Genomic DNA, 26,196 nt, shown 5'->3' with positions numbered 1-26,196 from the left:
ATGTGATTAGCTCTTATTTTCTGTATGATCAGAATGTCAATCGATAAATAGTTTGACTTTCAAATGTCTCATTGGGTTTCGTAAATGTTTTTGGAGAACCTTGAATATTGGGTCCATTTTGGTATCGATGAGTTTCACAACAAAAGCCTCTGTATTTTCCAAATTGATCACCTGTTTCACGTTTCAATTCATCAGAAGTATACGTGCCGGTGTAAAAAAGCATGCAAGGCTCTGTGGTTTCCACCTCCAATTTACGACCACTCTTTGGCTCAATAATTTCAGCAACTTTCTGCAATTCAAATTTTGCATCTTCGAATATGAAAAAGTGTTCAAAACCTTTTCCCATAGCCTTTTGAACCTCCGAAACTATTTTACCGCCTCTTAAATCATCCTCAGCATGATCCAAATTCAATACAAGGCCAGTAGCCGCTCCAGTTTCATCTGTTTCTAAACGTTTTCCTGTTAGAACAGATACTTTATGGTTTGTGATGTCGTTTTTAAAACCCGACAAATTGAAATAGGTATGATTTGTTAATGAAAGTGGTGTTATCTTATCTGTCGTAGCCTTATAGCTAATGATTATCTCATTCTTATTTGTTAGTTGAAAAGTAACAGAAGCCACAACATTTCCCGGAAAACCCTCCTCCATGTCTGGACTTTCTAAGCTCATTTCCACTCCTACTGCATTGTCACTATTTATTGATTTTGCCTGCCAAACCTTCTTATCAAAACCTACATTTCCACCATGTAAATTATTTTCACCAGCGTTTGTTGCCAATTGGTATTCTTTCCCTTCCAAGGAGAACTTCGCCTTTTTTATCTGTGAACAATATCGACCCACAGTACTGCCAAAATAAGGCGAATTAATTACATATTCTTTTGCAAAATAGCTGTCGAAACTTTCAAATCCACAAACAAGTTCAGTTCTTTCTGAACCATTGCTACCAGGTACAGTAATGGAAGTTATAGTGGCACCATAATTCATGATTTTCACAAGCATTCCATTATCATTTTCCAATGCAAACAAATCTATTTTACTTTCCTGATAATCTCCAAAGTGTGATTTCTGAGTTTTCATATTTCTGGGCTAAGAATTAATCTGGGTTAAATTATTTATTCAAACGTTTGAGGAAAATCAAACTCCCCAACAATTCGACAAGTAAATGATGCAATTCGCTTATTTACACAGTTCCCAGAAGAGAAGCTGGTAAATAAGCAAATGGGTATTAAATTTGATAAGGAGCTAGTTTTTCCCAGTTGAAAGTAACGCCGACACCAGGAGCATCGGAAGCAATAGCTCTGTGATTTTCAACGACTAATGGGCGTGTTGTGTATTCATCGATTGGAAAGCTATGAACTTCGAGCCAACCCGAATTAACTTGCGATGATACTAGACTAACATGCAGTTCCTGCATTCCGTGAGAACAAACAGGCAAATTGTATTTCTGTGATAACTTAGCAGCCTTTAGCCAACCAGTAACACCACCACAATTCGAAGCATCGGGCTGAATGTATGACAGTTTAGACTGTTCAAAGGCATATTCGAATTCATGAATGGTATGAAGATTTTCACCCATAGCCAATGGCATACCTGTAGCTTCAGCTATTTTAGCATAACCTAAATAATCATCAGGAATGGTAGGCTCTTCGAACCAAAGAATATCGTATTTTTTAAAAGCATTTGCGGCTTCAATCGCTTTCTCAACACTCATGGAATAATTGGCATCTACCATAAAAGTAGCATCAGGTCCTATTAATTCCCGAACGGCCTTAATTCTTTCAATATCTTCCTCTAAATTTTCACGTCCGATCTTGATCTTAACCGCGTTAAAACCAGAAGCAAGATATCCTTTAATATTGCTTAATAATTTCTCAAGAGGAAATAACAAATCGATACCCCCGCAATACGCTTTACAAGAGTTTGAATGACCACCCGCCATTTCCCATAAAGGCTGATTGGCTTTTTTACATTTGAGATCCCAAAGAGCAATATCAAGTGCCGAAATGGCAAAAGAAGCGATTCCTCCTCTTCCTACATAATGAATATGCCATTCCATAAAATCGTATATCTCATCAATTTTATTGGCATCTTTTCCAATAATGGCCGGAGCAAGATCATGCTCGATCATGGCCTTTATTGCATAACCACCTTTACCTCCGGTGTAAGTGTAACCTGTACCTTCGCTACCATCTTCTAGCACAACCGTTGCCGTAACCAATTCAAAATGATAATGATCACCATGTTTAGCATCAGAAAGAACCTCAGGAAGAGGTACTTTAAACAACTGTACTTTTATATTTGAAATACTACTGCTCATTTGAAATTAATTGTAAATGTAAATCCTTGGAATAAAAGTTTCCGTCATCCCCTGTTTATAAGGAATGACGAAAAGAATAGTCTTTGAACAACACTTCAGTTTAACTAGCCTTTAAATCTTACGTAGAACGTTTTCTTTTCGAGATATTGCTCGAATCCATACTTTCCATCTTCACCACCCGTTCCACTCTTTTTATATCCATTATGGAAACCTTGATGCAATTCTCCATGACCTCGATTCACATAAATTTCTCCAAAATCCAATTGGCTGTTACAGCTCATGATTTTGTTCATATCATTCGTATACACCATAGCCGCTAAACCAAATTCACAATCATTTGCGTATTCGATTACCTGATCGAAAGATGAAAATTTGATTACAGGAAGAATTGGACCAAAAGCCTCTTCGTGAACAATTGTCATACTTTGTTTTACATCAGTAAGGATGGTAGGCATAAACCAGTTTCCTTTTTCAAAGGCTGCACCTTCTGGAGTTTTTCCTCCATAAGCCAAAGTAGCACCTTCTTTAAGGCTCACTTCCACCAACTCGTGCATGTGTTTTAACTCCGATTTGTTCACTTTAGCACCCATATCGGAAGTCGCGTCGAATGGATCTCCAACTTTAATTTCTTTTACTTTCGCCATGAATTTTTCCATGAACTCTTCGTAAATATCTTCATGTACATACATTCTTTCATTGCAAGTACAAACCTGTCCACAATTATCAAAACGAGAATGAAGTGCACCTTCAACAGCTGCATCAATATCACAATCTTCAAAAGCGATAAAAGGAGCTTTACCCCCTAATTCAAGCTGAACGTGAGCCAAATTTTCGGAAGCCGCTTTAAAAATCGCTTGTCCGGCAGGAGTACTACCCGTCATGCTCACCATTTTGGTAATTTCGTGCTTGCACAAAGCAGTTCCCATTGTGCGACCCGGACCCGTGATAATATTTAAAACCCCATCAGGAATACCCGCTTTTTTTGCCAATTCACCCAACATTAAAGTAGACATTGGCGTTTCAGTCGTTGGCTTAACTACGATAGCGTTACCTGCAACTAAAGCTGGACCAATCTTACGACCTGCTAATGCTAAAGGAAAGTTCCATGCTGTAATGGCAACAACAACACCACGAGGTATTTTCTGAATCCATATTTGCTCGTTCTCGTTGTCTGATGGAAGAATATCACCTTCTATGTGACGTGCCCATTCGCAAGCATATTCAATAAAAGAACAACAAACATCTACCTCGAACTGAGCTACCTTAAATAGCTTACCTTGTTCTTTGGTTAAAACTGTAGCCAATTCTTCACGATTGGCTTTAATCTCTGCTACGAAAGCATACATTAATTCTGCTCTTTTACGCGCGGGTAACTTTGCCCATCCTTTTTGTGCTTTCTCAGCCGCTTTTAATGCAATAACTGCATCCTCTTCGTTTCCGTTAGCCACGGTTCCAACCACTTCATCATTAGAAGGGTTCAGCACATTCGCTGTCTCTCCGTTAGTTGGGGCTACCCAAGCTCCGTTGATATATTGTTTGAAGTTTAAATCCATTTTATTTAAGCTGTTTTATTTAGGTATCCTGATTGAAGTAAACAAGGGTAAAGTCACAAGTAAACAAGGATAAAGTGACAAGTAAAAAAAATCAAGTATCAAGACATTAATTATGAACATCTTGATACTTGTGATTGCTATTTTGAGACTATTAGATTTAGCGTCCCATCCAACCACCATCAACTAATACAACACTACCTTGCATGTATGATCCGGCTTCTGAACAAAGGAATACAATTGGTCCTGCAAAATCTTCTGGTTTTCCCCATCTTCCGGCAGGAATACGTGATAAGATTTGCTCTGAACGAACAGGATCCTTACGTAGTGCTTCTGTATTATCTGTATCGATATAACCAGGAGCAATCGCATTTACATTCACACCTTTTGATGCCCACTCATTAGCAAAAGCCATTGTCATTTGACCAATAGCACCTTTACTAGCTGCATAACCAGGAACGGTAATACCCCCTTGGAAAGTCAATAATGAAGCTGTAAATACAATTTTACCAGCACCACGAGCAACCATTTCTTTTCCGATTTCACGAGTCAAGATAAATTGAGCATTTTGATTGACTTCGATTACTTTATCCCACATTTCATCTGGATGCTCAGCAGCAGGCGCTCTTAAAATAGTACCTGCATTATTTACCAAGATATCAATCACTGGATTCTCATCTTTTGCTTCTTTAATAAATGCATAAAGAGCCTTACGATCACTAAAATCACAAGCGTAAGCCGTGAACTTACGACCTAAAGCAGTAACTGCTTTTTCGATAGCACTACCTGATTTTTCAAGAGTTGCACTGACTCCGATAATATCAGCACCAGCCTCAGCTAAAGCAATTGCCATACCCATTCCGATGCCTCTTTTGCAACCTGTTACTAAAGCTACTTTACCCTCTATGCTAAATTTATTTAAAACACTCATTATGATTGATTTATTATTTTACTGTAACTAGTTAATTATTCTACTTAAAAAATGTCTACTGACAGTCTACCAAGAATTTCATTCCGTTTGCATTGGTATCAATGCTTTCAAAAAGCTCCTGAATTTGATCCAAAGGTTTTGTATCTGTAATAATTGTTTCGAATGGATATTTGTTCTCAGTAACTAAGCGAATTGACTCTTCGTAATCCTCTTTTTCGTAAACACGTGCTCCAATTAGTGTAAGCTCTTTCCAGAAAAATTTGAATAAATTCACTGGCTTAGGTTCTCCGTAGATTGCAACCAATACAATACGTCCACGAATACCTGCAACTTCAGTCACTACATCTAGTGAAGCTTGCACCCCTGCAACCTCAAACACTACATCTGCCAAAGCTCCATTGGTCTTTTTCTCAACGTATTCAACTAAATTGGTTTTAATAGGATTAACCACTTCAAATCCCATTTCTTCAGCCATTTTCACACGAAGTTCATTCACCTCAGAAATAATTACATTGGCTCCTTTACTTTTAGCAACCATGGCAACCAATAAACCAATTGGACCACCACCTGATACTACAGCTGTTTCACCTGCTTTTAATCCACCCCTGCGAACATCATGACAAGCAACAGACAAAGGCTCTATTAATGCAGCCAATTTTAAATCTGTCGTTTCCTTTAGTTTATGCAAAGTGAAAGCAGGAACATTCCAGTACTGTTGCATTGCACCAGGACTATCAACACCGATAAATTTTAATTTTTTAGCAATGTGACTATAGCCCTTATCAGAAGCAACTTCACCACGGTTGTCTAATGGACGAACAGTAATCTTATCTCCTACTTTAAAGTCTGAAACTCCCTCTCCAACAGCGTCAATAATACCAGACATTTCATGTCCAATAATTTGTGGTATTTGTACTCGCTTGTCCATCATACCGTGATAGATATGCACATCGGTTCCACAAACGCCACAATAGGCTACTTTGATTCTCACATCACCAGCTACTGGTGCTTCAATTTCCTTTTCAACTACCGAGAAAGTTTTATTTCCTGCGTATACTGTTGCTTTCATACTTTAATTATATGATGTTACTTTATATAGTTTTTAAAAACTGCAGATAATTGCTTCGCTGTTCTATTTCAAAAACACAAAGCCAAACAATTATTTCCACTCTCAAATATATGATAACAAGCCTATTCAAGTAGGAGGTGGCAAGAATGAAAAACATGGGGTGTTTGATAACAAGGGGGTAAATTAAACTTTTAGAGGGGGGCATTTGAATTCACTATTGTGAAATTAAAACCCGATAAAATACGATAGATATAAAGACAAGTAATTGGATCCATCTAAACCGATTCTTAAATCAGAAATTAACTATTTATCTCAGTAAGAAGAATGCACCTCATCTCAAAAAATTTAAGATAAAACTTACATCAGAAAAAAGCAATCGCGAAAACAGGAAATCAACTGCAACAATTAATGTAAAAAAAATGGGAGAGCTGTACGCCCTCCCATTCCTAATTTTATAAATATCCCGTAATTTATATTCTAACCTATCTTACGGTCAAACTCATAGACTATGCTAATTATTTTCTAGGCTCAACTACTGACATAGACATCTCATCGAAGTAGAAAGAACATGCTTCTGAATTTCCTTGATTATTTCCTCTTAGCTGAAATCCATACTCTCCAGCACCTGGAGAATTCACTCTCCAAGAAGTATAAACCCATTTTCCTTCCTCAAATTCAGGAGTAAAGAAAGCACCTTCAACGCTCCAATCTACCTTCGCAGACCAGTAGCAACGTAAATCAGGAGTAGATGCTCTATCTCCAATTGATTCCATATAAATCCAACAAGAAATTTCGTATTCGGTGTTTGCTTTAGTCGTAAAAGTAACAAATGCAGGAGGAGCAGTTTTTAATCCCATAATCATTCCTCCTCCAGGCTCCATGGCTACATAACCACTATTTTTACCAGAATAAAATTGAGCTGTAGACACTTCAAATGTATATTTATCCCAAGGTGCACCCCACCAAAGGTATTTCCAGTCTTCAGTTGCACTTGTTTCGAAACCATAATCGTAAGCAGAAGCAGCAAGAACATTATCTGTAATAAATATTACTTTTTCATCCGTAAATGAATCAGATAACATTCCATCTGAAGTAATTAAATCACCTACAGTAGCATCATAACTTATTGTTACAACATCACTATTAAATAACTCACCACTCAGAGCTAAAATAACAATACTGTTATCTGTTGCATCAAGACTCAGACCTGTAACACTAACAGGAATAGCAATACCATTATTTGTTACCATTACAGTAAATGATGTTGGATCGCAAGTAGTCGGATATCCCATATCACGTCCAAAACGAACTTTCAAAGCACCATCAACAGTAAGTCCTAATAATTCAACAGGATCGGTAGATGCTACAATACTCAAATAAGAATCATATGAAATTGTATCTCTACTAAACTCATTAGAAGCAATCAACATTGCATCGTAAACACCAACACTACTAAACTTAGCTGTAAGATCAGCTCCGTCGTACTCTATAGTTGCGCCCCCGTGCTTGGTAAATTTCCAAACAAATTTATCTGCTCCCATTAATTCTGCTGATGTCTGTGTAAATTGAATTTCACGACCAGCAAACACCTCATTTAAAGCATTATCTGCATTCACAAGTGCAGTAGCTTCTTTAATTTGCACAGCATCAAAACTAGCTTTCACACTATCCAAAACAGTTACATTAATAATTGAATCGTAAGCATTAGATTGTTTTTGAGTTTCTCCAACCCATACATTATCAGCGAAAGTTTGTTTCAATACAATTCCATGAACTCCAGCTTTTGTAAATTGAACTTTCACAACAGATTCTGTAGATGCTGTGATATTAACACCATTCTCATCCAAAGCATCCTCTGTAAACGTCCAAGTACGACCATCAACACCTCTGGAAAGGTCAATAAATGACATAACACTATTTACTTGTAATTTATTTTCTACATCACCAAACGAAGTTGTTGCATAAACATGATTTGTTCCTGTTCCTGGAATTTCATACTCATTATCGCACGACCAAAGAATCACCAAGGTCAATGCTAGAAATAATCCGATTTTATTAAATATCTTATTCATTTTTAGTATTCTTTTAAATTAACCTCAATGATTACAATTCACGATTTGATTGTGCCTCTATGGACGGTATTGGGAAATAATCGTGAGATGCACTGTTATAATTAGCAGCAGCTTTCGCCCAATCCGGACGTACACGCTGATTTAAATAGAGTGGAAATATTTGTGGCCCAGTAATCGCATTGGAAACCGGATCGAGCAATAAGCCCTTAATTAAATCCTCTTCAGCCTTACGAGCGGTAAAAGTTTCCTTAATAAGACCCCATCGAACTAGATCGTACCAACGATGTCCTTCAAAAGCCAACTCTAATGGACGCTCGACCATACGTAAGTGATGCAATAGCGACTCCTTAGTAAGTGCTACCATATCGAATTGTGCCAACCCATTTGGAAATCTGGATTTATCCAACACAGGAATCATTCCTCCATTATCGGCCCTATAAGACTCTAAAGTGATTACACCTGCACGAGAACGAACCTTATCGATGTACTTCATTGCTCCAGCTACATCAGCAGTAGAACCTTCCAATAAGGTCTCTGCATACATTAAGTAAACATCAGCTAAACGAATGAGACGAAAATTAATACCTGTGCGAGCACCCGTTGACATATCTTCGTTTTCTTTATAATACCAACTGGTCCATTTTTTAACTTTAGAACCTTGTCCGAAGGTAAAGTTAGCCTTGCTCTTTTCTGTTTCGGTTGCTACTAATGGAGCTTGATAATAATCTCCATCACCAAACTCTACAGCAAGAGTAGCATAAGTTCTTTGAGAATAATGATATCCAGCATTAATTGGGTTACTGATATCTATTGAATCGCCTGCTACAAATAGTTCCTGTAACCAATAAGTTGGCAAACAAGTATTGTAACCACCTGCACCAGTAATACTTGCAAATGAACTTGCGATAGATGAAGCTTCTGATCCTGGAACTGTTCCTATATCATCTGTTCGATTACCACTGGCTCCTTCTTTGTAATTATCAGAATAAGCAACTTCTAAAATAGACTCTGAATTGAACTCATTCTCAATTGTAAAATTATCCATGAAGTTAGGTACCAAAGCATAAAGACCATCATTATCAGCAGCATCAATTACTTCTTTAAAATACTTGGCCGCATTTGTCCAATCTTTATCATACAAATAAGTTTTTCCTAACATTGCTGCAGCGGCTCCCCAAGTGAATCTTCCTGTATCACCACTATCAGACCATTTCTTAGGCAAATGCTCGTAAGCATAAGTAAGGTCTGGAATTACCATTTTAGAAATAACTTCTGCTCTTGGACTCAATGGTTTATGCATATCTGCATCTACTATTGGAAGAACATCTTGAATAATTGCTTGATTGTAGCTTTGGACTAAACCGAAATAATTTAATCCTCTCAAGAAACGTGTTTGAGCAATAATCGATTCTTTCTCAGCATCAGTTAAAAATGTAACGTCTTCTATATAGTACAAAATTTGGTTTGCCCTATAAATCCCAATGTATAATTGTGACCAACGATCTACAACATTATCTGTTGCATCATTCCATATCATATTCGAAAAATTTACAATTGTATACCAACTTTCCGAACCCGCTAAATCACTACGAACCATATTTTCGACAAGACCTTGTCCACTTACTGCAGAAAACTGCAATGAGCTATATAATGCATTGGTCGCCTTGTTGAAATCTTCTTTAGTTTGCCAAAAAGAATCGGTGGTAACAGCATTCGGATTAACCTGATCGAGCAATTCGTCTTCGCAACTACTCAGAGTTCCAACTATGAGTGCGAAAATTAATGTTATTTTAAATATATTTCTCATCTTCTAATAGTTATTAGATTAGAATTCAATTTTTACACCCATCAAAAACTTTCGGGTTACTGGGTAAGTCCCCTTATCTATACCTCTGGTTGAAGCACCATTTCCACCAATCTCAGGATCATATCCATCATAATTTGTAAATGTAAATGGGTTTTGAGCACTGATATAAAATCTCGCATTATCAATAGAATTACCCAATAGAGTTTTTGGTAATGTATACCCTAAAGTGATATTTCTAATTCTAAGATAATCAGCATCTTCTAAGAAATAATTCGAGCGAGAACGGTAATTATCATGTTCAGAACCAACTCGAGCTGAAGGAATATCTGAATCTGGATTTTGTGGAGTCCACATATTCACAAGATCTGCATGACGCTTCATTGAATAAGCGAACAATTTTGATCCATTAAACACCTTATTCCCATTAGAATAAAATAGTTGAACACTTAAATCGAAGTTTTTATAATCAGCACTAAGATTTAAGCCAGCCTCGAACTTTGGCATTCCCGAACCTTGATAAGTACGGTCATCATCATTAATCACACCATCATTATTGGTATCCATATAAATCAAATCTCCCAATTGTGCATTAGGTTGAATTGCAGTAGTAGATCCATCATCATTTGTATGAACATGTGCAGCTAATTGCTCTGCTGTTTTAAAAATTCCATCGGTAGGAATTAAGAAAAAAGCACCTGCTTCGTAACCAGGAACCATATAGGTAGTGATATCTTGCTGCTCTGCACGCCAGCTACCTGGTTTACTATCGCTCAATGCAATTTTTTCTAGATCTTCCCCTAAATCAGTAACTTCATTTATATTTCGTGTAAAAGTACCTGAAACTTGCCATCCCATTCCAAAGCTTGTTCTCTCTTTGTAATAAGTCCCAATCTCAAAACCTTTGTTCACCATATTACCAACATTCGAGGTTTTCGAATTGTAATTACCCCAATCACCAGGCACTGTTGTTCCAGTAGATGCAGGTAAAAGAACGTTTAGAAGCATGTCCTTCTTATCATTCTTATACACATCAGCAGTTAAGCTAAATTTGCCATCAAACATCAGTAAATCAACACCAATATTTTGAGATATATTTGTTTCCCATTGTACTAGCGGATTAGCATATCCTCTTTGAATTGCACCAGCTCCTAATTCATCACTATTTTCTGGTCCCCACACATAATCAATATTTGCATCTACATAAGCTGCATATAAATAAGGAGATATACCTTGGTTACCTACTTCACCATAACTTAAACGAAGTTTTAAATTATCGATGCTAGTAAATGAATCCATAAAGTTTTCCTCGCTGATGTTCCATCCTAAGGATGCACCAAAAAAATCATTATATCTGTTGTCCTCACCAAAATTAGAGGAACCATCGTAACGAATACTCGCACTAAATAAATAGCGACTGTCATAGTTGTATTGCAAACGTGCTAGTTTACCAACAATACCATGTTCTCCATCAGTACCTGTGATTGCTTTATTTATAGCCCCACCATTAAAAACAGAAACATCATTGCTAATAAAATCTTTTTTAGTCGCAGAATTTGTTCTGGAAGTAGATTTCTCCATAGTATATCCTATTAAACCAGTTATCGTATGCTTATCAAACGACTTTGTATACGAAAGGATATTTTCCATTGTATATTTATAGCTTGCACTAAAATCTTCAGTTAATTCAGCATCCAAGCGACTACCAGCTTGATCCGGTTTACCACTAGGATCATTCGCCGAGTAAACAAGATATTGTGGTTGCCAAAATTCACGGTGATAATTCCAGTTATTCATTCCTAAATTAACTTGGAATTTTAATCCTTTCGTAATTTCATATTTTAAGTTTGCTGAAATATTGTACGAATCCTCAACTCTTTCATCCGATTGATTTAACAAGCGAGATAAATAACCAACATGATCAGGGTTACTTCCAGGAATTATAACTGAATTATCAGTTGTTTCCAAACTTCCAATTGGTTTGCGATAGGGCCCTTGAAAAATTGCGAACTCATACAATCCCCATGGTTCCTGTTCTTTCGTTGAATGCATTATTCCTAGACTTACAAATGCACTAAATTTACCCTTTGTAAGACTTGCGTTTGCACGCGTGGTAAAACGATCGTAACCCGACTGACGCAAAATACCATCTTGGTTGAAATAATTGGCATTTACATTGAATGTAATTCCTTCTCGACCACCAGACAGCGTTAAATTGTGACTCTGAATTGTGGCGTTATCGTTTGCAATGGCACCTACAAAATCAGTATCATAATCCATTGCGTTAGGATTGTAATGCAAAATAGTTGAATGCGATCCTTGCATAGCTTGCATTTGCTCATCTACATAAATGTGCTCTGCAGTATTTAAAAGTTCAGTACCCGAAGTAATGTTCTGAATACCATAGTAAGAAGAGAAACTCACTTTTGTTTTTCCTTCTTTTCCTCTTTTAGTGGTAATTAAAATCACACCATTAGATGCACGTGTACCATAAATCGCCGCAGATGCACCATCTTTTAGAACATCGACAGTCTCGATATCCTCAGAAGAGATGTTTGGATTTCCATCATAAGGAATTCCATCTACCACATATAGTGGACTCGCATTACTTCCAATAGAACCCAAACCACGAATTTGGATGTTCGCCTGATCTCCTGGACGACCACTACTTTCAATAACACTAACACCCGCAATCTTCCCTTGCAGTGATTTTGTAAAATCCGAAGAAGCAACTTTCGTCAATTCTTCTGATTTCACAGACGAAACGGCTCCTGTTAATTCAATTTTCTTTTGTGTTCCATAACCGACCACAACGATTTCAGATAGCTCTTCGAAATTAGGAGCCAAATTAATCTTCAAATTCGTTCCTCCCGTAAGAAGAACTTCTTTAGATAAATAGCCAATAAAAGACACAACTAATGTGGCATTATCAGGTGCACTTATACTAAACACACCATCAATATCACTAGTTGTTCCGATTGTTGTTCCTTTTACGACAACGGTTGCGCCAGGAAGCCCAATTCCATCTTTAGAGTCGTAAATTGTACCGGTAATTGTTTTTTCTTGAGCAAAGGTACTTGCTCCAAAAAACAGACAGAGAAAAGTCAACAATACAATTGACTTTCCATTCATTCTAATTAGTTCTCTCATAAGAAAGCATTTTCATTTACATTTAGGATTAAAAATTCACTTTTGATTAGACTCAAATTTATTTTATTCCGTAAGACAAATACAGTCCTATTTCCCAGCAAACTATGTATTCATATGATAACAAATAACGAGTTTGATAACTTAATGGTGGTGTTTGATAACCTTTGTGAAATCTTGTATCCAATCCCAATCGATAAAAAGGAAAAATTTGATTATTTTTACTTTCTGCAAAGCATTGCGGCCTAAAACCATATTTAACATGATAAAAAATATCTACAAGTATATTCTCTTAGTCAGTATTATTATAGCCTATTTCTTACCCAATAAATCTTATGGAAATATTGTGAATAAAGAAAGCTATTCTTTTTTTCAATTAAAAGGATTGCCCCAAAATGATGTTAATTTAATCTATAGGGACAGTAAAGGTTTTATGTGGATTGGGACTTTAGATGGACTTCATAGATTTGACGGCTATTCCTACAAGACCTACCGAATATCAGAGAACCCAGAGAGTATTAGTAGCAATATGATTATAGATATTGCTGAAGATAGCAAAGGAAACATTTGGATAAGCACTTATGGCAGGGGAATTTGTAAACTAAACCCAATTACTGAAAAATTCACCATTTACCATTCTAGCGGAAAAGATGGCTACAAAATAGATAGCGATGACATTACCTGTATGACGATTGATAAAGATGATGTTATATGGGTTGGGACTTGGTATGGTTACAGTCGAATTACTCTTGATAAAAAATCTGATGCTATTTCCGAAATTATCACTGTTTCACTTAAGAATACCTCTATAGACGATTTTACAACTGTTCGGAAAATATATAGAGATAATTTCACCATTGTTAAGAAAATTCATCAGGATCAAGATGGCCAAATTTGGATTGGGACAAATGGTAGACTACTCAGACTATTAAACCCATACGCCAATAAAGATCAAATTAAATATGAAACATTTAAGTGTCAAGCTGAAAACTTCTGCGATTACGAAGGTGGCTTTTTAATCGGTGGACCCAGTATCTCTGCTGTTCAAAAGCAAGCAGACGGAAGTTATGAAATAAGTCCTATTCTGACAATTTCCGCCAATACTATGATATACAAGAACCAAAAAATATGGTTGGGAAATAGATTCGGGATTACCTGTTTACAATACAATCCTAAGAAAGGATGGCAAATAGAACAACAACTAAACAAACAAAAGATAAAAGATGAATTCCCAAGCAATATTGTGACCTGTTTAACCGAAGACGAAAGTGGTCAAATTTGGGCAGGAACACGAGGCGGGGGTATTTATACCATCAACTTAAACCAAAAAAAATTCCATCATTACCAAAAAACACGCCATAAGAATTCAATAAGTAGTAATTTTATTAAGTCTGTGTTCGAAGATCATGAAAAAAATCTTTGGATTGGTACCGAGAATGATGGAGTTAATTTCCTGTCACGAAAAAATTCGAACAAGTATGCTAATCGTTTTCAACACATCCAAATAAACCCAAATTCACTTGAAAACAGAGCCTATTGTATTGAAGAAACCCTAACACCAAAATCAAAACTTCACAAGAGTCTTATTTGGATAGGAACCAGCCACTATTCTAATCTTGTTGCTATCGATCCGCTTAGCCTAAAAAAGAAGCCCTTACACAATATTGTTTCCAAAATTGGATTTGTATTTACACTGGAATCGCAAGGAGACAGCGTTTTATGGGTTGGAACTTATGGTGAGGGCTTATGGAAATTTAGTCTTGATGAAAATGGTGATATCACTAAGTATCTAAATTTTACACCTGACAACAATTCCAAATCACACATTTCTTCTCGAATTATTAGGGACTTACTATTGGATAAGGATGATAACTTATGGATTTCAACGGATAAAGGTCTAAATAGGATAAGTGCCCAAGAATTGAACAAAAAAGATCCACTGATACAAAACTTTGAAAAGGAGGAAGAAATACAGAATGATTATTTCCTAAAAATATACCAGGCTAAAAATGGGAAACTTTGGATGGGTAGTATGGGAGGTGGACTTATTTCTTACTCAGGAGAGGATAATAAGTCAGGACATCACTTCTCTAAAATAACTGAAAAAGATGGCTTACCTAATAATACGATCAAGTCGATTCTGGAAGATGACAAAGGCTCTCTGTGGCTTGCAACAAATAAGGGCCTTAGTCAATACAACCCAACAAATGGAGATATTATAAATTATGACTCGGCAGATGGATTACAGCATGATGAATTTAGTGAAATTTGCGCTTTTAAAAGATCCAATGGTCAATTCATATTTGGGGGTATAAACGGATTTAATGTTTTTTACCCGGAACAAATTACCAAAGATACCATACCGCCTAAATTATTCTTAACTGACTTTTATATCTTAAATAAAATCGTTAAACCCGGAGAAAAGATTAATGGAAAAATAATCCTTAAAAACAGTCTTGAATATACCGATCATATTGAATTAAACTATCAGCAAAATAGTTTCTCGATTGGTTTTTTAGGATTACACTACACGACACCCCAAAAGAACAAATACAAATACACACTGGAAGGTTTTGACCAAGCTTGGTACAATGCTACGGCCTCGTATCGAATTGCCAAATACACAAACATACCTGCAGGAGAGTATACCTTTAAGGTAATGGCATCAAATAGCGATAATATTTGGGTAGAAAAACCAAAATCAATAAAAATTAAGATTAATCCTCCCTTTTATTTTAGCGCTTATGCCTACTTAGTTTATGCACTACTAATTCTCATTGGTGCCTACATAGCTTATCGAATGTTAAGACTATCTACACTTCGGAAAAAAGATTTTTTAATTGCAGAAATGGAAAAAAATAAGGTGGAAGAAATTGCACAAATAAAGCTTCGCTTTTTCACAAACATTTCACACGACTTTAGAACTCCATTAACCCTTATAACAACCCCTCTTGCTAAGTTAATTTCTAAGGGTGCAGAACTCTCGGAAGAGGAACGACAAGGCAACTACAAGCTCATCAACCAGAATGCTAATTTTATGCTTCGATTGATTAATCAGCTAATGGACTTTAGGCGTTTAGAGCAAGATCTGATTAAATTAAGTGTAGAGGACATTGAATTAAATCAGTTTATAAATAATATCATCAAAACATTTGAGCCTTTGGCTGAGCAAAAAAATATTACCCTTTTGTTCGAAGGAACTGATAACGATCTAATAATTTGGGCTGACGCTGGAAAAATTGAGAAGGTAACTTATAATTTATTATCCAACGCATTTAAGTTCACACCTAAAGACGGATCTATAACTATTGAAATTGAAGATTCGGAACAAGATAATAGCGTACGAATTTTCGTTTCGGATACAGGGATAGGAATTTCTGGGAATGAACAAAAACTAATCTTTGAGAGATACTATCAATCGACCCAAAAAGACAAACAATCCTATGGTGGTACCGGAATAGGCTTAGCTCTTTGCAAAGGACTAATTGATATGCACAAAGGCACAATAGAAGTTAGTAGCTCGAAAGATAAAGGCACAAGTTTTACTGTAAAACTCCATAAGGGGAAGAGTTGGATGAGTGTTGACTCTTTAAAATTAGTATCCCCTCAAACAGAACAGGTACATTTTGAAGATGAAAAGGAAGAATCTCTTGTTAAGCTAGCTCTTGCAAAAGAAGTGGTCATCAAGAAAAACCATTACAAAATTCTATTGGTTGAAGATAACATCGATTTAAGGGAAGTCATTGCTGATATTTTCAACGATTACTTTATCGTTTTTCAGGCAAATGATGGAGTCCAAGGCTTCGAGAAATGTATGAATAATCATCCTGATGTAATCATTAGTGATGTGATGATGCCAAATATGAATGGTATTGAATTGTGTCGTAAAATAAAAGAGGAAGAAGCGGTAAGTCACATTCCCGTATTATTGCTAACCGCTAAAAACACAATAGAATCTCAGTTAGAAGGTTTCAAAACAGGAGCAGATGCTTATATTCCAAAACCCTTTAATACAGATATTCTTAAGGCTCGAGTTATTTCATTAATTAACAATCGTGAAAATCTTCGCAAAAAATTTCAAAAGGAAATAGAAATTAACCCGATGATTATTGCGAATTCACCAGCAGATGCTAAATTTCTTGAACAGATACTTGCACTCATCGAGAAAAATATATCGGACTCTAATTTTTCAGTGGAAAAACTTGCTGGTCTATACGGCGTTTCCAGAATATATTTAAATCGTAAGATAAAAGCCCTAACCGCTGAGACCTCCAATGAATTTTTAAGAAATATTCGTTTAAAGCATGCGGCAGAATTACTAAGTCAAAATGTATTAACCGTTTCGGAAGTAACATGGCAAGTAGGCTATAACGATTTAAGAACCTTTAGAACGCGATTTAAAGAGAAGTTTGGAATCAGTCCTTCGGAATATGCAAAGTCGAAACGTCCTGAATAGATCTATAAAATTAAAAAAGGCAAACCTATATTCGATAGAATACAAGTTTGCCTTTATAAAAATCACAATGTAAAAACTTATTCTTCTAAGCTCTTAATTTCGGATCAGTCACAAAAGTTAGGTCTGAGATTTGAATTAGCTATTTTTTAGATTTATTTTAATTCCTAAAATCAAATTTTATCAATAATAAGAACTCAAGCTTTCACGAATATGGATTTGACATTGAGTCCGGAGATCGGGACCCGTTTAGTGAAGATGGCGTTAAGAACAAAAAGCTGTATGAGCGAAGCGAGTTTTGTTTAGTCATTGAACTAATAATGGGTGATTGAGGACGTTGTCAATGATTTTTTGTTTCGTTTTCCATCATGAAAAATGAAAAGCCCGTCCGGCTAAAGGACAAGCAAAAATAATGAGATTCACTCCTTTTATTGAAAATCTTTAACACCCGAAACTATACTAAAATCAAGCTTCAATTATTCACATTTTGCTATTCCGACGCAAACGAGAGTTGCTTTCCAAATGATTTTTTCACTTGCGTCGGTACCTACTGCTACATATCTATCCCAGGGTGATATTCGCTGTGCTCATTTACCCTGGGCTATTATATTTGAGCCTTTCAGGCTCGAGAAAAAAGGGGCAACTGTAAAATACTTCTTTTTTTGCTTGACTAAAATTTATGCCTAATTTTCATCCAGACCCAAAATTATCTCCTAAGCTCTTAATTTCTTTATAATTGCAAAAGCTTTTTTACAAGATTCTTCAATCGCTGGATAATCAAATGAACCATCTGTTTTCTTAACCATTAATTGAGAACCCATTCCAACACAATGAACTCCTGCATCGAACCATGACTTTAAATTCTCTTCGTCAGGCTTAACACCACCTGTAGGCATAATTGAAGACCAAGGGAATGGACCTTTTACAGCTTTCACAAAATCAGGACCTCCAACTTGAGCGCCAGGAAAAATCTTTACCACCTCAGCACCTAACTCTTCGGCATAAGAAATTTCTGTAAGCGAACCACAACCTGGCGACCAAGCTACTTTTCTACGATTACATACCTTTGCCATTTCAGCGTTTAAGATCGGAGAAACAACAAAATTAGCTCCCAACTGAATGTATAAAGATGTTGTTCCCGCATCAATAATGGAACCAGCTCCTAATATCATTTCCGGACATTCCACTGCAGACCATTTAATCAGCTCACCAAAAACCTCATGAGCAAAATCACCTCGGTTTACAAATTCAAAAAGACGAGCTCCTCCCTTATAACAAGCCTTTACAATCTCTTTACAAATCTCAATGTCTTTATGAAAGAAAACTGGAATCATTCCTGTCTCTTTCATTTTTAATGCTACTTCTATTCTCGAAAATCTAGCCATTTCTATTTTAATTATGAAGTATAAGTCATGAATTATGAGTTGACTTGCTCTATCAATAAGAGTATTGGATTTCTCTAATTCAGAATTATTAAATCATCATTTATAATTCAATATTATCTTGAAACACGTCCTGATGCGTCTCCATCCATCAATTTTTCAACTTCTTCTACACTCACCTGATTGTAATCTCCATAAACCGTATGTTTCAAACAAGATGCTGCAACAGCAAAATTTAATGCTTTCTGATCATTATCCGGATAAGTAAGTAAACCGTAAATCAATCCACCCATGAATGAATCTCCACCACCAACACGATCTACAATATGCGTAATTTGATAGGTATTATTCGCTTTAAACAAATTCTTACCATCGTATAAAACCCCAGACCAAGAATTGTGATTGGCATTAATCGATCCTCTCAAAGTAGTAATTACCTTTTTACAACGAGGAAATTGTTTAATAATTTGCTGAGAAACAGAAAGATAAGCTTCTGCATCAACATGACCTCCTGTAACATCGACACCATCAGGACTGACGCCTAATACTTTTTCGGCATCCTCTTCATTACCCAAAATCACATCAGTACCTGCAACCAATTCGGGCATTACCTCCCCAGCTGATTTTCCATACTGCCATAAATTCTTACGGTAATTTAAATCACATGAAACTGTAATTCCTCTCTCGTTAGCAGCCTTTATTGCTTCTAAACAAGCATCTGCTGCTCCTTGCGAAATTGCCGGGGTAATTCCTGTCCAATGAAACCAGCTTACTCCTTTGAACACATGATCCCAATCAATCATTCCATTCTCTATTTGAGAAATAGCAGAATTCGCACGATCATAAACAACTTTACTTCCTCTACTTACAGCTCCCACTTCAAGAAAATAAATTCCCAATCGATCACCACCATAAACAATATGATCGGTATTTACGCCATATTTTTTCAGGTCCATTTCACAGGCGCGTGCAATATCGTTTTTAGGAAGTCGAGTGACAAAACTCGATTCAATTCCATAATTTGCCAAGGATACGGCCACATTTGCTTCACCACCGCCATAGGTTGCAGTGAACTCAGATGCTTGCGAAAAACGTTGATAACCTGGAGTTGTTAATCTCAACATAATTTCACCAAAAGTAACTACCTTACTACTCATCACTAATTTCTTTATTAAAGTTTAAATAAATATTTATTGTTTTACAAAGGGAACTGATTGAAAATCACTACCCCGAAGTCTTAATATATAATACCCTCTTGACAAAGAACTTACATTAAGCTGAAGCTTGGAAAGCGAATTTGAAATTTCCGCTTGAAGAACCACTTTACCATTTAATGATACAACTTCCCAATTGCTAAAATCGTTTGATTCTCCCGTGTCTACATTCAGAATTGAGGAGACCGGATTTGGATACAATTTTAAATTTGAGTTCTCCTGAGATCCTAAAGGTGAAACGTCGGAAATTCCAACAGAAACATTCTCCGTGCGAGTAATCTCTTTACTAAACTCATTGGTTTTCAAAGCAAGCGAACTGATATGCCCTCCTGATTCAGTAAAGGCAACCGAAATGCTATTGTTGCTTTTTATCAATTCATAAGGTACTGGAATCTCTAAAACACCAAAAAAACTTTCTCGTTGCGTTTGAGAACCTCCCCTAAAGTTCGTAGGAACTTCAATTTCAGCACCATTAACCAACACTTTTGGATGTAATGATTTGCCATGAGCTCTGCCAATTCCAAGGCGAAGAATAGCTTCTCCATACATTCCGAACTCAACACCACTAATTGTAAATACTTCCGGAGTATTGGCAACAATTGGTTTAAAGTAGGTGTTCGCATAATACTTGAATTCACTCGATGTTTCATCAATATCAATTGAAGAAGCATAAGTGTATTCAAGAATCATTGTTCCTTCTGCTCCAATAGTAAATTCTTTGGGATCAACACTAAGAACAGACTCATCGAGAACCGGCTTATTACCCTCCAAATACAATTTTTTTATTTTTAATGATTGCAAATCCTGATTTGCACCCAATACATTCATTGTTACGTTTACGGAATTAAACTCCAAATTATTTAAAATTACATAAGCCTTATTTCCATCCACATAAACATCGGTCATCACGTCTAGGTTGGTTGACTTTGAATCAACACGAGTTCCTTTTACATCAGACCATAATTGATACACCTTCACCATTTCAGTATAAACCCAATCTCCTGTATAACTATTAGGTTCATTCTCTTTCCGCATTAATCGATGTGAATATGTATTGTTTACATCTGTAGTTCCCCACGTCGCTTTAATCGGAAGAAAATCAATGGTTTTATTTATGATATCAGCCCTTTCCATAAATTGCATTCTCATCGAATTAACCGATTTCATATGATGCCAATCACGCAAAGGAGACCAAGCACCTTTCAAATCGTGCGATACAGCTCCAAACTCAGAAATCATGAAGGGCTTTACCTCACCAAATGACAGGTAAGAGTATTGTTCCATCATATCGAAAGTAGCTTCCATATTGCTACCCTTTCGATACATCTCTTTTCCACCTTTCGCTGCAAAATCATACAAATGAATAGTCCAATAATCCATTTTTGCCCCGCAGATATCCATAAATAGTTTCGAACGCTCTTCCCATTGCTTGAAATCATTCTTTTCAAAATCGGGAAAGGCAACACAAAAACCACCAATTTGAATGTCAGAATCAGGATTGTATTTTCGTATTTGATCGGCTACAGCATTGTGAAATTTAAACACCTTCTCTGGCTGATCACTTCCATGATCGACCAACCAATAAAGTGGCTCGTTAATTACCTCCACATACTTAGGTTCTGGCTTGCCTGTTGTTCCTCCACTGCCATAATGATCATGAATATAGCGTCCCATGTATTCTCCCGATGCAGTTCCAAATGGTTCCGCCTCCGTATCTGTTAAAGAAAAAGACCAGCCCTTTTTAGTTTCCTGTCCGTCAGGCCAAAAAGGATGAAGCTGAGCACATAATATTTGATCATTCCGATTTTCATAAGCATGGTGTGCTGTAACATTGGCATAATTTGTTTTAGAACTCTCTCCTGATGACAGAATACTTGCCGGATCGGCATAACCCGTTCTATCCGGATCTTCCGTTACAACATTATTCATATTCCAACCGATAGTACCCGTATTACGTCCTAAATAAACATCGTATCCATTTAAAAAATGATCTCGTAAATCGGATGTGAAATTATCTCCATCCCATTCATTTTCTTTAACATCAGCATGTATAGCTACAAATTTATTTCGATCAAAAGAAGACACATTTCCTAAACTTCTTTTCGTATTCAGATTGACATCAATGATAATATCATCGGGTTCAACAGCCTTTATTTCACCAATAAAAAAGGCGAAAATGAATAGAAGAAATACTATTTTACTCATACTATAAATTTTATATTACTAAACTTTACTGTAAACCCGAATCAATAAAAGAAATCTATCGCTTAATAATCACTTGCTCTCGGATTTTCAATACCACTCTTATAATCTTTCCCATTCTCACGAGTCATATCATCGAAAAAGCGCAAATAATTACCATATGTATATTTACCATTTCTCTTCTGCATCTTATCCTTCATGCCGTTAAACTGCTTTGTAGCCGCAGCCTGATCACCAATTAAAAAGAAATAATCATTAGCGGATATTTCATTTCCCTTTTTATCCAACAACTGAAGCTTTACAAAAAACTTTTTATCAACAGATTTTAAAATATCTTCATCGATATCAAAGAACTTTTTAGCACTATTTTCAGCGACCATATCCACATCATACTTGCTCGATTTAAGCACTTTACCCTTATCGTCTTCAATGCTAAATTTGATTGTACAATTTTTATAATTGGTATAGAAATCATTAATCACCCAAATTTCTCCTTTAAAAGCTTCATCAGTATGCCAACGACGCTTTTTAAAATTAAAATTCACAAGTAAGGGCTGATAGGCTTTCTTCACAAAATCGTAAGAACGTTTCGGTTGCTGATAGTTATCAACAATACCCCATTTCATATCAGGCCAATAGGTAATAAAATGACAGAGTGCGATTCCACTTAAACGTGGTTTATGACGACGAAAATACTCTATTCCATTTTGGAAGATAACCCCTTGAGCATCTTGAGTCGCATTCACAAACTCCTCTAAAGAACCAATTCGTTCTTCACCAAACACATCAAAATTCTGCATTTTCAAACGATCCAAATCTGCCCAGTGATGTCCCCAACTCAATCCGGGAGGCCACATTTCATTTTCGGGAATAAACTTTTTAAGACTTTCGACAGATGGAACTGATGTGATGGCAAATTCAGGAACAATTGGGTAATCAAGTGTTTGATACCAATCTTCCATTAAGGCAAAGCCCATACTGTAAAAATATTTAAGAGCATGCACAGCTTCTTTTGGCTTAAAACCAGCCTTCTGCGACACCTCACAAGTTAAAGGTGAATCGGGCACAAAAGGTAATTTCACATAGCTTTGCAGTGAATCTCCCAATGCTTCCAGAAAACCTCTCGCAAACATTGGATCGGCAGCACGCAACATCATCTCTTCTCCACCTTCCATCATAATTAGCGAAGGATGATTTCGACGTTCTTTAATCACCAACACCGCTTCATGAATGATATCATCCAATAACTTTTGATCTTTAGGTAGATTGCCTGTTCCCAAAGGAATAATATCTTGCCAAACGGTTAACCCAGCCTCATCGCAAAGTTTATAAAACTCAGGAATTTCAGGAGGATGCCATCCAAAAATTCGGATGTTATTCATATTGGCTTCTTTCGCCAGCTTAATTAAAGTTGCGTATTCATCAGGAGATGTTCGTCCCACAAAAATATCTGGTGGTCCACCCCAACAAGCTGATCTGATAAAATGATTCTTTCCATTTATTAATGTAGTTCGTGGAAAACTCACCTCCTCTTTCGAAAATCCAGGATTCCAAGCCATTGTAACTTCCCGAATACCGAATGTTACTTCTCTAAAATCATGATTAACCTGAGCTTCTTTAACCGATATCCTTGCTTTGTATAGGTTTGGTTTCCCTAAATCCCAAGGCCACCAAAGCTTTGGCTTTTCAACATGAATGTTCTGCACAAATTTATGCAAACCTGGTTTCACCGTTTTTGTTAGTTCAACGGTGATGTTCTTCGATTCAAAATTTTCACCTTCAATAGAGGCTATAAAAGTCATTTCCTTTGCAATATCGCTGGTATTTTCCACACTCAACTCTAAAGCAACTTCTGCTGTTTCATCCTTATTGATACTTGTATTGGCATACACATCCTTAAGTCGCACCTTGCCTGTTGAAACCATCTTCACAGGACGCCAAATTCCAAAAGGAATCAAATCGCGCCAGTAATCACCAAACCAAGGTGTCTTTTTACCCGCTACTTTGGCATTCACTTGTGGTGGTGGATCTAGTTTCACCATCAATAAGTTGGTGCTCTCCAAACGATGTTTAGAAACTCGTAAAGCATCATTAATATCAAATGAAAAAGGTGAAAAAGCACCTTCATGACGCCCTAAATGATGTCCATTCAACCAAACATCACAACTGTAATCAACACCTTCAAAATCCAAACGAACTACCTGATCGCTTATGTCCTCGGTTACATTAAACTGAATGGAATACCACCATTCGTATTGTTGTACCCATTGTGCTTTCACACTATTACGCCCAAAATAAGGATCTTCAATGGCACCAATTTTCCATAAATCTGTAAAAACATCACCAGGCACTTCAGCAACATTCCAAACCAAAGTTTCAATATCCTCAGGTGGCAATTCATGTAAACCTTGTTTAACTCCCTCTCCAGGTAGCATCATTTTCATTTTCCAACGCATGCCACTAAGGTCACGCACGACTTGACTGTTCTCATTATGTGAGTTGATCGACCCTGGTTGCGCATATAAATTACAGCATGAGATGATACTCAGCAAAGCAATTAGTACATATTTACCCATTCCTATCATAATTTCAGTATTAGGTTTCCTGATTAAAAAAAAACTTGTTTCACAACTAGGTTCTGAAACAAGCTTACACACTAAATCTAACTAATCTAACATCTATTTCTTTTTACCACCCGCCCCTTTTGCCACATGGGTAGTTACTCTTCTTGATGTAAATCTTCTAATATACTGGTAATCGGAATTCATATATTCATGAGTCAATCCCCATCGAAGAATTTCTGTTGGTTCTTTCTCTGTATCTGCAGTACGATTTAATCCAATAGCATGAGGAGCTCCTTTTATTGATGATTTAATTGTAAAATTAATTCCATCAGGAGACCATTGTATGGTATTTTTCTCGGGTCCATCGGTAGTTATCAATGAAGCAATTCCTCCATTATAAGGCCAAACACATATCTCGTGTCCACTGTTCGAAATTGGATTGTAAGGAGATTTCACGTAGGGTCCTTTAGGATTATCAGCAATAGCTACACCATGTCGAATTTGACGTCCTCCGAAAGTAATTTCCTCGCCCATTTGTTCCCCTTTGTAATACAAAAAGAATTTCCCTTTAAAAGGAACAATACATGGATCGTGTACTTTATGGCTATCGAAATCTCCTTTTTTAAGCACATTAAAACGATTGTCTTCTGTGCCTTTCCATACCCCATTATCTGCAGGGCTTAAAATAGGCTCTTCAGATTTAGTCCAAGGACCATTTGGCGAGCTAGACCATGCCAAACCCACCTGATTCTTTACACGTACACTATAGGGTGATTTTACAGTTTGATAAGACAAATAATACATTCCTTCCCACTGCATCACCTCAACAGTAAATACTGATCGATCATCATAGGCTCCTTTAGGTCCTCGTGCTACTGCCAAACCTTCTTCTTTCCAGGTAATTCCATCTACCGATGTAGCATACCAAATATCACATCTATCCCAAGGGAATACTTTTTCATTTTCTATATCACCACCAAATCCTTGCGATGGACCTGTATTTCTTGAATACCAAGTATAGTATTTTCCATCAATCTTTAAAAGGGCACTTGGGTCTCTTCTCACAACACCTTCTTCATAAGCAAAATCTCCTTTTAAATCCGACACTTCGAATTCAATGAACCACTCGTTACCAATTTTATCCCATTTAAGAGCTCTTTTTGACGCAGCGCTTAAGTGATCCTTATCAGTAATCCCCAACCGATCTAAATCTTGCTCACTATATTGGTTGGTCTCAGCCTCACTCTGAGCACATTTGTCGCTATTACACCCAATAAATGTCATAAATAAAGCAACAACAAGGAAATTAACTATTTTCTTCATATCCGACTAAAACTATATTTTGTATTTACATCTAATTTCTATTCAATATTAAGAAGAAAATAGTCTTACATCCACCCGTATATAATCACATAAATAGTGTGTATTTGATAATCATGCTTGCTTTTGAAACGTAAAAGGGGGGGGAAATGAACACTAAATAAATATTC

General features: G+C 36.5%; 14 protein-coding genes. 1 reads left to right on the top strand and 13 read right to left on the bottom strand.

Annotated elements, in window-relative coordinates; translation table 11 throughout:
- Window positions 1-28: 28 nt before the first annotated feature.
- The 8 genes from EMN46_RS03595 to EMN46_RS03560 all read right to left on the bottom strand — a co-directional run bounded on the left by EMN46_RS03595 (window position 29) and on the right by EMN46_RS03560 (window position 12,894).
- Window positions 29-1,078, bottom strand: coding sequence for an aldose epimerase family protein (locus EMN46_RS03595; RefSeq protein ID WP_154199305.1), 1,050 nt, complete (start codon window positions 1,076-1,078; stop codon window positions 29-31).
- Between the two features lie 148 nt (window positions 1,079-1,226).
- Window positions 1,227-2,318 (bottom strand): mandelate racemase/muconate lactonizing enzyme family protein, encoded by a 1,092-nt coding sequence (locus EMN46_RS03590; protein ID WP_154199304.1) that lies wholly within the window; start codon window positions 2,316-2,318, stop codon window positions 1,227-1,229.
- Window positions 2,319-2,422: 104 nt separating this feature from the next.
- Window positions 2,423-3,871, bottom strand: coding sequence for an aldehyde dehydrogenase (gene aldA / locus EMN46_RS03585; RefSeq protein WP_154199303.1), 1,449 nt, complete (start codon window positions 3,869-3,871; stop codon window positions 2,423-2,425).
- 157 nt (window positions 3,872-4,028) lie between these two features.
- Window positions 4,029-4,799: an SDR family NAD(P)-dependent oxidoreductase gene (locus tag EMN46_RS03580; RefSeq protein ID WP_154199302.1), complete on the bottom strand. Its 771-nt coding sequence runs from the start codon at window positions 4,797-4,799 to the stop codon at window positions 4,029-4,031.
- A 55-nt stretch (window positions 4,800-4,854) separates the two neighbouring features.
- Complete coding sequence (locus EMN46_RS03575) at window positions 4,855-5,868, bottom strand: zinc-binding dehydrogenase (RefSeq protein WP_154199301.1); 1,014 nt, start codon at window positions 5,866-5,868, stop codon at window positions 4,855-4,857.
- A 515-nt stretch (window positions 5,869-6,383) separates the two neighbouring features.
- A complete protein-coding gene (locus tag EMN46_RS03570; RefSeq protein ID WP_154199300.1) occupies window positions 6,384-7,940 on the bottom strand; it encodes a hypothetical protein in 1,557 nt (518 codons plus the stop codon).
- Window positions 7,941-7,971: 31 nt separating this feature from the next.
- Window positions 7,972-9,747: a RagB/SusD family nutrient uptake outer membrane protein gene (locus EMN46_RS03565; protein WP_154199299.1), complete on the bottom strand. Its 1,776-nt coding sequence runs from the start codon at window positions 9,745-9,747 to the stop codon at window positions 7,972-7,974.
- A gap of 18 nt (window positions 9,748-9,765) precedes the next feature.
- Window positions 9,766-12,894, bottom strand: coding sequence for a TonB-dependent receptor (locus EMN46_RS03560; protein WP_154199298.1), 3,129 nt, complete (start codon window positions 12,892-12,894; stop codon window positions 9,766-9,768).
- 259 nt (window positions 12,895-13,153) lie between these two features.
- On the opposite strand from EMN46_RS03560, the gene EMN46_RS03555 reads away from it, so the two are divergent.
- Window positions 13,154-17,347 carry a hybrid sensor histidine kinase/response regulator transcription factor gene (locus EMN46_RS03555; RefSeq protein ID WP_154199297.1) on the top strand — a complete coding sequence of 1,398 codons (4,194 nt, stop codon included), beginning with the start codon at window positions 13,154-13,156 and terminating at the stop codon, window positions 17,345-17,347.
- Window positions 17,348-18,057: 710 nt separating this feature from the next.
- On the opposite strand, the gene EMN46_RS03550 is transcribed toward EMN46_RS03555, so the two are convergent.
- The 5 genes from EMN46_RS03550 to EMN46_RS03530 form a co-directional block, all read right to left on the bottom strand.
- The gene (locus tag EMN46_RS03550) at window positions 18,058-18,729 is read right to left on the bottom strand and encodes a bifunctional 4-hydroxy-2-oxoglutarate aldolase/2-dehydro-3-deoxy-phosphogluconate aldolase (protein ID WP_154199296.1); all 672 of its coding nucleotides are present in this window, start codon (window positions 18,727-18,729) and stop codon (window positions 18,058-18,060) included.
- A 113-nt stretch (window positions 18,730-18,842) separates the two neighbouring features.
- Window positions 18,843-19,883, bottom strand: coding sequence for a sugar kinase (locus EMN46_RS03545; protein WP_154199295.1), 1,041 nt, complete (start codon window positions 19,881-19,883; stop codon window positions 18,843-18,845).
- 33 nt (window positions 19,884-19,916) lie between these two features.
- Window positions 19,917-22,145 (bottom strand): T9SS type A sorting domain-containing protein, encoded by a 2,229-nt coding sequence (locus tag EMN46_RS03540; RefSeq protein WP_154199294.1) that lies wholly within the window; start codon window positions 22,143-22,145, stop codon window positions 19,917-19,919.
- 62 nt (window positions 22,146-22,207) lie between these two features.
- A complete protein-coding gene (locus EMN46_RS03535) occupies window positions 22,208-24,718 on the bottom strand; it encodes a sugar-binding domain-containing protein (protein WP_229130262.1) in 2,511 nt (836 codons plus the stop codon).
- Between the two features lie 102 nt (window positions 24,719-24,820).
- Window positions 24,821-26,029, bottom strand: a complete 1,209-nt coding sequence (locus tag EMN46_RS03530) for a glycosyl hydrolase (RefSeq protein ID WP_195715173.1) — start codon at window positions 26,027-26,029, stop codon at window positions 24,821-24,823.
- Between the last annotated feature and the right edge of the window lie 167 nt (window positions 26,030-26,196).

Origin of the sequence: Ancylomarina sp. 16SWW S1-10-2 (genome assembly GCF_009669305.1) — a bacterium.
In the GTDB taxonomy this organism is placed as follows: Bacteria; Bacteroidota; Bacteroidia; order Bacteroidales; family Marinifilaceae; genus Ancylomarina.
Note: the sequence above shows the minus strand (reverse complement) of the source record. Positions and strands in the feature narration are given on the sequence as shown.

Bases quoted from the DNA above. Each gene is read 5' to 3' on its own strand.
- EMN46_RS03545 (WP_154199295.1), bottom strand. From the start codon at position 19,883: ATGAGTAGTAAGGTAGTTACTTTTGGTGAAATTATGTTGAGATTAACA.
- EMN46_RS03575 (WP_154199301.1), bottom strand. From the start codon at position 5,868: ATGAAAGCAACAGTATACGCAGGAAATAAAACTTTCTCGGTAGTTGAA.
- EMN46_RS03580 (WP_154199302.1), bottom strand. From the start codon at position 4,799: ATGAGTGTTTTAAATAAATTTAGCATAGAGGGTAAAGTAGCTTTAGTA.
- EMN46_RS03540 (WP_154199294.1), bottom strand. From the start codon at position 22,145: ATGAGTAAAATAGTATTTCTTCTATTCATTTTCGCCTTTTTTATTGGT.
- EMN46_RS03560 (WP_154199298.1), bottom strand. From the start codon at position 12,894: ATGAGAGAACTAATTAGAATGAATGGAAAGTCAATTGTATTGTTGACT.
- EMN46_RS03535 (WP_229130262.1), bottom strand. From the start codon at position 24,718: ATGGGTAAATATGTACTAATTGCTTTGCTGAGTATCATCTCATGCTGT.
- EMN46_RS03550 (WP_154199296.1), bottom strand. From the start codon at position 18,729: ATGGCTAGATTTTCGAGAATAGAAGTAGCATTAAAAATGAAAGAGACA.
- EMN46_RS03555 (WP_154199297.1), top strand. From the start codon at position 13,154: ATGATAAAAAATATCTACAAGTATATTCTCTTAGTCAGTATTATTATA.
- EMN46_RS03565 (WP_154199299.1), bottom strand. From the start codon at position 9,747: ATGAGAAATATATTTAAAATAACATTAATTTTCGCACTCATAGTTGGA.
- EMN46_RS03570 (WP_154199300.1), bottom strand. From the start codon at position 7,940: ATGAATAAGATATTTAATAAAATCGGATTATTTCTAGCATTGACCTTG.
- aldA (WP_154199303.1), bottom strand. From the start codon at position 3,871: ATGGATTTAAACTTCAAACAATATATCAACGGAGCTTGGGTAGCCCCA.
- EMN46_RS03590 (WP_154199304.1), bottom strand. From the start codon at position 2,318: ATGAGCAGTAGTATTTCAAATATAAAAGTACAGTTGTTTAAAGTACCT.
- EMN46_RS03595 (WP_154199305.1), bottom strand. From the start codon at position 1,078: ATGAAAACTCAGAAATCACACTTTGGAGATTATCAGGAAAGTAAAATA.
- EMN46_RS03530 (WP_195715173.1), bottom strand. From the start codon at position 26,029: ATGAAGAAAATAGTTAATTTCCTTGTTGTTGCTTTATTTATGACATTT.